General features: G+C 70.5%; 1 protein-coding gene and 2 pseudogenes. 1 reads left to right on the top strand and 2 read right to left on the bottom strand.

What is annotated here, in order from left to right; translation table 11 throughout:
• A pseudogene (locus D7V80_RS40830) lies at positions 1-857 on the top strand (hypothetical protein); the annotation flags it as partial.
• Positions 858-866: 9 nt separating this feature from the next.
• Here D7V80_RS40830 and D7V80_RS40835 read toward each other — a convergent pair.
• Positions 867-1676, bottom strand: a complete 810-nt coding sequence (locus tag D7V80_RS40835; protein ID WP_120593129.1) for a hypothetical protein — start codon at positions 1674-1676, stop codon at positions 867-869.
• Between the two features lie 42 nt (positions 1677-1718).
• Positions 1719-1959, bottom strand: a pseudogene (locus D7V80_RS43355) (hypothetical protein); the annotation flags it as partial.

A 1959-nucleotide genomic window follows, 5' to 3' on the forward strand; every position in this document is an offset into this window, starting at 1 on the left:
GGTGGCTGGGGCTGGGGCTGGGCTTCGCGGTGCTGTCCATGGGCACGGTGCTCAACATCGGCCTGGAGGACCGGGTGTCGCCGGTGGTGCTGCTCATCGTCACCTTCCTCGTGGTGGCGCTGGTGCCCGCGTGGCGGGAGCGGGTGTGGCGGCGGGACGTGCTGCTGCTGCTGGGGCTGGCCGTGTACCTGTCGCTGTCAGAGCCGCTGACGGCGTTCAACGTGCCGCTGAAGGTCCAGATTCCGATGCCGTACGTCGTGTTCAAGCACGTGGTGCCGCTCTTCTCTCGCGGGGGCATGCCGGTGCGCTTCATCCTGCTCACGTTCCTGTCGCTGTCGGTGCTGGTGGCGTTCGCCGCGGCGCACGCGGGCGCGTGGGCGTCCCGGCGGGATGCGCGGCTGGGCGTGGCGGTGGCGCTCGCGGTGGCGCTGATTCCGAACGTGGAGTACCGGGGCCTCGAGATGGTGGTGCCCTCCATTCCCCGGTTGGCGCCGGTGTTCGACGAGATCCGCGACGCGCCCATGCCCGCGGCGGTGCTGACGGACAACGTGCAGGGGCAGTGGGAGCAGATGTTCCACGGCAAGCCGGTGTCCTACGCCCGGGTGTCCCGGCTGCCGGTGCGGGAGTCGGCGATGGTGAACTCGCGGCTCATCCGCGCGGCGGAAGGGATGCGCAACGCGTTTGGCACCGTCACGCCGGAGGAGCGCGAGGAGATGCGGCGCTACCTGAAGGAGCACCACTTCAAGTGGTACGTGACGCACTACTTCCACCCCGTCCGCCACCAGTTCATCACGGACGAACTGGGCGGCGAGATGGTGCACCAGGACGGCTACGTCACCGTGTACCGCTTCCCCTGAGCGGGGCGCTCAGTCGCATTCGGCGTACTCGACGTCCGTGCGCTCCACGGCGCTCGCGGACACGGCGCTGTCGGTCACGGTCACGGTGACGCTCTCGTCCGCGGACAGCATGGAGCCGCATTCGGCGGAGGCGTTGGCGGAGCAGTGGCGGGTGAGGACCACCTTGCCGTCGTCCTCCTGCGTTTCGAGGCCCGTGCCCGTGCAGCGATAGGAGATGGGGCCCGAGCCCGGGTCGTTTCCGCTGACGTCCAGGTCGCCCTCGGCGTCCGCCGTGGCGAGGACCTCGCCGTCCTTGCCGAAGAGGACGAAGTGGAACCGGGTCCGCGAGATGGATTCTCCGCGTCCCTCCTCGTCGGGGGATTCGGACTCCTCCTGGGTGAACACGCGCAGGGTCTCCCCCGAGGAGCGCTTGAGGACCTCGTCCCGGGCCAGCAGGGGGGAGGCCGGCGGCTCGGGACAGGCGAGCTTCTTCGCGGCGAGCTTCACGGGGCGGGAGTAGGTCCCCGGGGCGAGCCGCTTGAGGTGCTCGAGGATGGGGGCCGCGTCGTCGGAAGCGCACGTGCCCACGAGCCAGACCCAGAAGCCGGGCTTGAGGCCCGGGACGGTCTTGCTCTCGACGAGCTTGGGGTAACCGTCCGGAAGGGTGAGGCCCGTCTTCTCGAGCAGCTTCCCGAGGTCGGCCCAGGTGTCCCCCTGGGCTTCGGCCTGGGCCTTGTCCTTGGAGCCCTTCCAGATGAGCGCGACGGGCTTGCCCGCGGCTTCAGCTTGGAAGGCTCCGGAGAAGGCCATCAGGCCCAGGATGAAGATGCATGAACGCATGGCGGTTCCCCCTCGCGGTGCATGACCGCACCGCCCGCGATGCTACTGCTTCTTCGGTCCACCGCGCTTCGAGCGCGAGCCGCGCGGGGCAGGGGAGGTGGGGGGAGTCGTGCCTTCCGGCCGGGGCGCCTGCTCGCGTGAGGGCTTCGTGGCCCGTGCGTTCCTGGACCGGGAGGGCTTCGCCGGCTTGGGCGGACGGGCCTGCTCGGCATGCGGCGGCTTCGGCGGGCGCCCGTAGTCGATGGCCGGCAGAGGCCTCTCCCGGGGCGCGCGGCCTTCACCC

Origin of the sequence: Corallococcus sp. CA054B, from assembly GCF_003611625.1 — a bacterium.
Classification (GTDB): domain Bacteria; phylum Myxococcota; class Myxococcia; order Myxococcales; family Myxococcaceae; genus Corallococcus; species Corallococcus coralloides.

Bases quoted from the DNA above. Each gene is read 5' to 3' on its own strand.
- D7V80_RS40835 (WP_120593129.1), bottom strand. From the start codon at position 1,676: ATGCGTTCATGCATCTTCATCCTGGGCCTGATGGCCTTCTCCGGAGCC.